The organism is Leisingera sp. S232 (assembly GCF_049800895.1).
Lineage (GTDB): Bacteria > Pseudomonadota > Alphaproteobacteria > Rhodobacterales > Rhodobacteraceae > Leisingera.
This window is the reverse complement of record NZ_JBNAFX010000020.1, coordinates 23,735-30,920: the sequence shown is the minus strand read 5'-3', so window position 1 is coordinate 30,920 and position 7,186 is coordinate 23,735. Positions and strand designations below refer to the sequence as shown.

The 7,186-nt window shown below is 63.7% G+C and carries 9 protein-coding genes; 3 read left to right on the top strand and 6 right to left on the bottom strand.

Annotated features, from left to right (window positions below; genetic code table 11):
- Positions 1–144: 144 nt before the first annotated feature.
- Positions 145–711: a gamma-glutamylcyclotransferase family protein gene (locus ACP151_RS13005; protein WP_424979329.1), complete on the bottom strand. Its 567-nt coding sequence runs from the start codon at positions 709–711 to the stop codon at positions 145–147.
- A 104-nt stretch (positions 712–815) separates the two neighbouring features.
- Here ACP151_RS13005 and ACP151_RS13000 point away from each other — a divergent pair, with 104 nt between their 5' ends.
- Positions 816–1,265 (top strand): RrF2 family transcriptional regulator, encoded by a 450-nt coding sequence (locus ACP151_RS13000; protein WP_424979328.1) that lies wholly within the window; start codon positions 816–818, stop codon positions 1,263–1,265.
- A gap of 21 nt (positions 1,266–1,286) precedes the next feature.
- On the opposite strand, the gene ACP151_RS12995 is transcribed toward ACP151_RS13000, so the two are convergent.
- Positions 1,287–3,812 carry an ABC transporter permease gene (locus ACP151_RS12995; protein ID WP_424979327.1) on the bottom strand — a complete coding sequence of 842 codons (2,526 nt, stop codon included), beginning with the start codon at positions 3,810–3,812 and terminating at the stop codon, positions 1,287–1,289.
- A complete protein-coding gene (locus ACP151_RS12990) occupies positions 3,809–4,513 on the bottom strand; it encodes an ABC transporter ATP-binding protein (protein WP_424979326.1) in 705 nt (234 codons plus the stop codon). The genes ACP151_RS12995 and ACP151_RS12990 overlap by 4 nt, the downstream gene beginning before the upstream one ends.
- A 48-nt stretch (positions 4,514–4,561) precedes the next feature.
- Here ACP151_RS12990 and ACP151_RS12985 point away from each other — a divergent pair, with 48 nt between their 5' ends.
- Positions 4,562–5,203, top strand: coding sequence for an arylesterase (locus ACP151_RS12985; protein WP_424979325.1), 642 nt, complete (start codon positions 4,562–4,564; stop codon positions 5,201–5,203).
- A gap of 51 nt (positions 5,204–5,254) precedes the next feature.
- Here ACP151_RS12985 and ACP151_RS12980 read toward each other — a convergent pair whose 3' ends face one another.
- Together ACP151_RS12980 and ACP151_RS12975 are read right to left on the bottom strand one after the other, a co-directional pair.
- The gene (locus ACP151_RS12980) at positions 5,255–5,464 is read right to left on the bottom strand and encodes a cold-shock protein (RefSeq protein ID WP_008557431.1); all 210 of its coding nucleotides are present in this window, start codon (positions 5,462–5,464) and stop codon (positions 5,255–5,257) included.
- 232 nt (positions 5,465–5,696) lie between these two features.
- Positions 5,697–6,269, bottom strand: coding sequence for a L,D-transpeptidase (locus tag ACP151_RS12975; RefSeq protein ID WP_424979324.1), 573 nt, complete (start codon positions 6,267–6,269; stop codon positions 5,697–5,699).
- Positions 6,270–6,415: 146 nt separating this feature from the next.
- On the opposite strand from ACP151_RS12975, the gene trxC reads away from it, so the two are divergent.
- The gene (gene trxC, locus ACP151_RS12970; protein WP_424979323.1) at positions 6,416–6,841 is read left to right on the top strand and encodes a thioredoxin TrxC; all 426 of its coding nucleotides are present in this window, start codon (positions 6,416–6,418) and stop codon (positions 6,839–6,841) included.
- 51 nt (positions 6,842–6,892) lie between these two features.
- On the opposite strand, the gene ACP151_RS12965 is transcribed toward trxC, so the two are convergent.
- Entirely contained in the window at positions 6,893–7,114 is a 222-nt protein-coding gene (locus ACP151_RS12965; RefSeq protein ID WP_424979322.1) for a hypothetical protein, read from the bottom strand.
- Positions 7,115–7,186: the final 72 nt, after the last annotated feature.

Genomic DNA, 7,186 nt, shown 5'->3' with positions numbered 1-7,186 from the left:
CGCGGCGCTGCACCGCACCGCCAGGTGCGGTGCCATGCCCAACTGGGCATGGCGCAGGTTTCCTGCGCCGAACCGGGCGGGAGAGCTTCCGGTCCTGGCGGTCAGCCGAAGTGCAGGCAGCGCAGGACGGGGGCTGGAAACGTATCAGCCGTTCAGGATACGGGCGCCGGTTTTTCTGATCACCTCGTCAAAGAACAGATGCTCATCGCGGCTCAGTTGCTGGTGGCGTGGGTAGCGGGGGTGTGTCCGGTCATTCAGGATCGGCGCATCCCACCCGTCTGTGGTTGCCACAAACTCCTGCACGCCCTTTTCGCCGAACACCTGCAGATAGCCCTGCAGCACAACGTCCAGATAGCTGAGCAGAACCGGGTGCCTATCTGTGGTGCCATTCTGCGTTTCCGCAGCCACGGCATAGACGGAGATTTCGGGGCTGTCTGCCCGCCCGTGCCGTATCTGCTCTGTGGCCGTGAGCCGCTCATAGGCAAACTCGCGCACGTCCAGCGCTGCCCAGTCGGCCCCCGGAACCTCTGCGATCAGCCCGTCGATTTCACTGTCGGCGCAGCGCACTGCCGACAAAAAGGCGACCTCGCGCAGATCTGTGTGCACCCAGGCTCTCCGCCAGCCGCTGAGCCGGGCAGGCAACGCGCCGCCATAGTCATGAGTTGCCGTATTCACCAGGCTGCCGTAGCCGAAGAAGCAGGGGGACGTCATGCTCTGTCCTTTCGAAAGGCGCGTTTGCAGCAATTGATGTATGTCAAACCGCTTTTTGGCGGGGTGTGCAATAAGCGATGCACCGACGCTGCAGGAGCTGACCCATGCGCATTACCAAAAGGACCAATATTGCCGTGCGGCTGCTGATGTACTGCGCCGCCCATGATGATCGCCTGGTGACTAAGGCGGAGATCGCTGAATGCTGCAATGTTTCGGAAAACCACCTGGCACAGGTGATCAATCAGCTGAGCCAGCTGGGCTATCTTGCCACCCAGCGGGGCCGCAACGGTGGCATGAATCTGGGCAAGCCAGTCGCGCAGATACGAATTGGCGACGTGTTCCGCGATGTCGAAGGCGATCTGCCGATGGTCGAATGCTTTGCCGATGCGGACAACACCTGCCCGCTGACGGATGCTTGCCGCCTCAAGGTGGCGCTGTCCGATGCGGCGCAGGCTTTCTATGCATCGCTGGATGATATTTCCCTGGAGACTCTGGTCTGCGGCAACCACGATCTGCTGCGTATCCTCCAGCCGGTGTCCTGCGGCGCCCGCTGAAACGGGCTGCCGCCGGTCCGATTACTCCCGGGCGCGCAGGATACGCGCCGGTTTGGCCGCCAGCGGTCGCAGGGCAAAGGCCAGCCCCGCCAGCAGTGTCGTCAGCACCCCGCCACAGATCACCAGGATCGCGTTGGGCCAGATCACGGTATAGCTGGTCTCGAAAACATAGGCGTTGATCGCCCAGGCTCCGGCAATGCCCGCCGCCAGAGCCACCAGTCCCGCTGCCGCGCCCAATAGGGCAGAGCGCAGCGCAAAGCTTGCCAGGATCTGCCTGCGCGGTGCTCCCAGCGTTTTCAACAGCGCCGCCTCATAGCGCCGGGCAGGTTCACCGGCGGCAGCGGTGCCCAATAGCACCAGGAACCCGGTCAGCAGCGTCGCTGCCGCGCCATAGGCGGTGGCGGCGGCCAGCTGGCGCAGGATTTCCGACACCCGGTCGATGGCATCACGCATGCGGATGGCAGTGATATTCGGCATTTCCCGCGCCAGATCGCGCAGGATGGCGGCTTCGGCCTGTTCTTCGGCATAAACGGTGGCAATGAAACTATGCGGCGCGCCTGCCAGTGCGGCCTCGTTCAGCACCATCACAAACCCCATGCCGGCGGTGGAGAAATCCACATTGCGGAAACTGGAAATGGTGCCGGTGATGTCGCGACCCAGGATGTTCAGCGTCAGCGTGTCCCCCAGCTGGAGCCCCAATTCCTCGGCCTCTTCGGCGGCAAAGCTGATCTGGGGGGTGCCGGAATAGTTTTCAGGCCACCATTCACCTGCGGTGACCTCGGTTGCTTCCGGCTGGGCGGCGGCATAGGTGATGCTGCGGTCGCCGCGCACCACCCAGTGATCGCCCGCAACCTCTGTTGCAGCCTGGCCGTTGATGCGGGTCAGCACTCCGCGCAGCATCGGCGCGTTTTCTACCCGCGTCACAGAAGGGTCGTTTTGCAGCCGCTCCAGAAAGGCGGGCATCTGGCTGCGCTGGATATCGACAAAGAAATAACTTGGCGCCACATCCGGCAGGTTGCCGGCAATCGCCCGGCGCATATTGCCGTCGATCTGGCCGATAGCGGCCAGCACGGTCAGGCCCAGCCCCAGCGCTAGAACGGCAGGAACCGCCCCATCCCGCGCGCTGCCAATAGACGACAGCGCCCATCGCAAAACAGGGCGCCCGCGCGACGCGGCAGTGCCGCGGCGTGCCAGGAAACCGATCGCAAGCGCCGCCAGCAGCAGCACTGCAAGCGCGCCCATCAGCCCGCCTGCGGTCCACAGCGTCAGCCGGGCTGAGCCGCTGAACCAGGCTGCCAGCCCGACCAGTGCCGCCAGCGCCAGCCCGGTTGCCAGCAGATATCGCGGCGCCGGCAGCCTGCTGCGGCTGGCAAAGGCATCGCGGAACAGGGACGCCGCGCGGATCCGTTCGGCCCGCGCCAACGGCCACAAGGCAAAGATAAAGGCGGTCAGCACGCCATAGACCGCAGCTTCAGCCAGTGCTGAAGGGTAGAGCGAAAACACCGCCGGGAACGGCAGCTGCGCCGCAATCAGCGGCCCCAGCAGGACCGGCCCCAGCCCGCCCAATGCCAGACCGATGCCGACGCCAATCAATGTCAGCGCGCCGATCTGCAGAAAATATGTGAGGAAAATCGTCTGCCGCTCCGCCCCCAGCGTGCGCAAGGTGGCAATGGTGGCGGTCTTGGTCGCCAGATAGGCGCGCACGGCAGCAGACACGCCAACCCCGCCCACGGCCAGGCCCGACAAGCCCACCAGCACCAGGAACCCACCAAGCCTTTCGACAAATGAGGTGATGCCGGGGGCACCGTTGCGGGCATCGCGCCAGCGCATGCCGGTGGTTTCAAACAGCCCTTCAGCCTCTGCCTGCAAGGCGTTCAAGTCATGACCTGTCGGCAGTTCCATCCGGTATTTGGTGTCAAATAGAGTGCCGGGTTCCAGCAGGCCAGAGCCGACCAGGTCTGCCGTCCGCACCATCGTGCGCGGGCCCAGTTCAAAGCCGGAGGCCGCGGCATCCGGTTCCAGCGCAATCATTGCCATCAGGCGAAAATCCCGGGTGCCAAGCCGGAAAACATCTCCGGGCGTCAGCCCTAGCCGGTCTGACAGCACCCGGTCCATCACCCCGCCGGGCAGCCCGTCAGCGCCTGCCAGTGCGGTTTCCAACGGCATCGAAGGCGCCAGCGTCATCGTGCCCTTCAGCGGATAGAGCCCGTCCACCGCCTTCACCTGTGTCAGCCCGCGCTCCTCGCCCACTGTCGCCATGGAGCGGAATTCGGCAATCTCGGAGTGGCGCAAGGCGGTACGGTCCAGCCAGGCGCGCTCTTCTTCATTGGCAAAGCGGTAGGTGAAATTCAGTTCCGCATCGCCGCCCAGAATGGTGGCGCCTTCGCGCTCCAGCCCGGTTTCGATCGAAGCGCGAATAGATCCGATGGCCGCGATCACGCCGACCCCCAGCGCCAGGCAGGCCAGGAAGATACGGAAGCCCTTCAGGCCGCCGCGCAGCTCCCGCAAGGCAAATCGCCAGGCCAGGCGAAAGGCCGCAGCATTCATTCTGCAGCCTCGCGCGCGGTTTCATCCTCGACACGCCCGTCGCGCAGCCGCACCACCCGGTCGCAGCGGGCGGCCAGCTCTGGCGCGTGGGTGACCATCACCAGCGTCGCCCCGTAGCGGTCACGCAACCCAAACAAAAGATCCATCACCGCTTCGCCGTTGGCCTCATCCAGATTGCCAGTGGGTTCATCCGCCAGCACGATCGCGGGCCGCGGCGCCAGTGCCCGCGCCAGCGCCACACGCTGCTGCTCGCCGCCCGACATCTGCGCCGGGAAATGGCCCGCCCGGTGGCCCAGGCCGACGGCTTCCAGTTCTGTCTGGGCGCGGTCAAAAGCATCCTTGACGCCGGCCAGTTCCAACGGGGTCGCCACGTTTTCCAGCGCAGTCATCGTCGGGATCAGGTGAAAGCTCTGGAACACCACCCCCATGTTATCGCGGCGGAAACGCGCCAGCGCATCTTCATCCATGGTGGTCAGATCCTGGTCCAGGGCAGCCACCGTGCCGCCGGTCGCCTGCTCCAGGCCGCCCATCAGCATCAACAGCGATGACTTGCCCGATCCGGACGGCCCCACAAGCCCCAGCGTCTCTCCCTGCTGCACATCCAGCGAGATGCCGTGCAGAATCTCTACCGGGCCGGTATTGCTATTCAGTGTCAAACTCGCATCTAAGAGATGCAGAACGGGGCTGTTTTGATCGGTCATCGGGCCTGCCTGTTGGACTCACCTAACGGATATGGAGTATTTGCTGCGATGCGCAAGACACTGGCACTGCTGAGTTTGCTGCTTTTTACGGGTGCCACATGGGCGGAGCCGCTGCGGATCACGGTCCTTGGCGACAGTCTGGTGCAGGGGTACGGGCTGCCGCAGGGCCAGGGGCTGGTGCCACAGCTGGAGCAGTGGATGAATGAAAACGGCGCCGAAACGGTGCTGCAAAACGCGGGTGTCTCGGGCGACACCACGGCCGGCGGGGCAGAGCGCGCTGCATGGACGCTGTCGGACAATCCCGACGGGCTGATCGTTCTCTTAGGTGGCAATGATATGCTGCGCGGGCTGGCACCGCAGGCGGCGCGCGCCAACCTGACCCGCATCCTGCAGACGGCTCAGGCCCAGGGGATCAAGGTTCTGCTGATCGGCATGAAGGCTCCGCGCAATTATGGCCCAGACTATAAACGGGATTTTGACGCGATCTATCCAGAGCTTGCGGATGAATACGGCGCGGTGCTGCACCCGGACGCCTTTGCCGGCATCGCAGAGGCGGCAGGAAATGATCCCGCAGCAGCGCAGGCGTTCATGCAGGACGACAGCATCCATCCCAACGCCCGGGGTGTGGCGCTGAACGTGGCTGCAATCGGCCCGGCAGCCCTGCAACTGGCGGCGTCAATAGCCCAGTGAAACAGCCCCGTCAGTCAGGGCTGTTTGGAAATCTCAAAGCAGATCAGAGGATCAGGAAACCAGTGCGATATCCACAGCGGATTCGCGGCCGTCGCGGCCTGCGCGCAGCTCATAGGTCACTTTCTGATTGTCCGCCAGGCCGGTCAGGCCAGAGCGCTCAACAGCGGAAATGTGGACGAAAATATCCTTGCCGCCATCTTCGGGTGCAATAAAGCCGTAGCCTTTGGTGGTGTTGAACCATTTGACGGTGCCAGTGGCCATCGTCGTATACTCCTACGTCGTCTCAATTGTCTGCCCGCGTCATGCGGCAGTCCGGCAACGTCTGCAGATGATCATGACCGTTCCGGGTAGGGGACAGGAATGGCATCCGCGTCACATCGCCGTGACAGAATTGAGTAGGAATCCCGTTCGGTGCAAGAAAAAATGCGCTGTGACGCAGGGTTCTGGGGCGAAATCCGGCAAAACCGTGCCGATTTCCCCACCACAACCCGGCCTAAAGTACGGTGACCACCGTGCCCAGCGGCACCCGCTCGTACAGGTCCATTACGTGGTCGTTCAGCATCCGGATGCAGCCGTTTGACGCCGAATGCCCAATGGTTTGCGGCTGGTTGGTTCCGTGGATACGGAAATAGGTGTCGACCCCGTTCTGGAACAGATAGAGCGCCCGCGCCCCCAGCGGATTATTCGGACCGCCCGGCTGAATGTAGTCATTGTCGATGAATTTGGCATAGGCCCGCGGATCGCGCTCAATCATTTCGTTGGTGGGCCGCCAGGTGGGCCATTCCTTCTTGCGCTCGATCACAGCGCGGCCGGTAAACTCCAGCCCGGCCTTGCCGACGCCGACACCGTATCGCATCGCCTTGCGTGTGTCGGTCACGAAATAAAGGTAGTAGGAGCGCGGCAGCACCAGGATCTGGCCGGGGGCAAAATCCTTGCGAATCCGGACCTCCTGCGGAGTAGGGTCAAATGGGGCAGGGTCCTGCTTGCGGGCCAGCGCGGGCAAAGGCAGCAATGCGGACACTGCCGCTGCGCTGCCACTGATGAGAATGTTCCGGCGTGAAAACATGGCCAAACCTCCGAACGTCAATTGTTACTCCTCCGTATCTTCCGGCGGCAGGGGCAGGCGGTCAACGGGTTTGAGAGGATGTTAGGCAAACTGTTGCACCGTCGGCTGCCGCAGCTATACCGGGGCAAACTGCCAAAGGAACCGACATGGGTGCCAAAACCCTCACCTGCTTTTCGTGTGCCCAGCTGAACCGGGTGCCAGAGGAGAAACTGGGCAGCGGCCCGAAATGCGGCAGCTGCGGCGCGCCGCTGATGCCGTCCAAACCGGTGAATGTGGACCCGGCCACCCTGCAGAAAGCGGTGCAGAACGATGATGTTCTGCTGGTTGCGGATTTCTGGGCGCCCTGGTGCGGCCCCTGCCGGATGATGGCGCCAGAGTTTGCCAAGGCGGCCAAGACTCTGGCCGGGTCCGCGCGGCTGGTCAAGCTCAACACCCAGGATCACCAGTCCACCGGCGCCCGCTACCGCATCCGCGGCATTCCGGCGCTGATCGCCTTTGAACGTGGCAAGGAGAAAAAGCGCAAGGCTGGCGCGATGCGGTCAGCGCAGATCGCCGCCTGGCTGCGCGGCTGAAACCGCACAAGCCCGTCTTTGGAACAGACCGGCACCCGTGATCTGCGGATTTCAGGCGGCCGCGGCCAGCGTGGCATCGGGGGGCGTTGGGTCGCCGGGCCCTGCCGGATTGCTGCGCCAGTAAAGAAACGCCGTTGTCAGCAACGCCGCCACAGAGCCTGCAGCCGGATAAATCAGCACACAGACCCACAGGGGCAGTTCGGCTGCAGCAAAGCCCAGCACGGCAGCAGCCAGCCCTGCAATTACGCCCAAGATGATGCCTGCCCAGGCCATGAAGCCTCCGCGATTTCGCGCAGCGCGGCCCAATGCGGCGCTGCCTCCTGTGCCATCATCCGCCCAACTGTG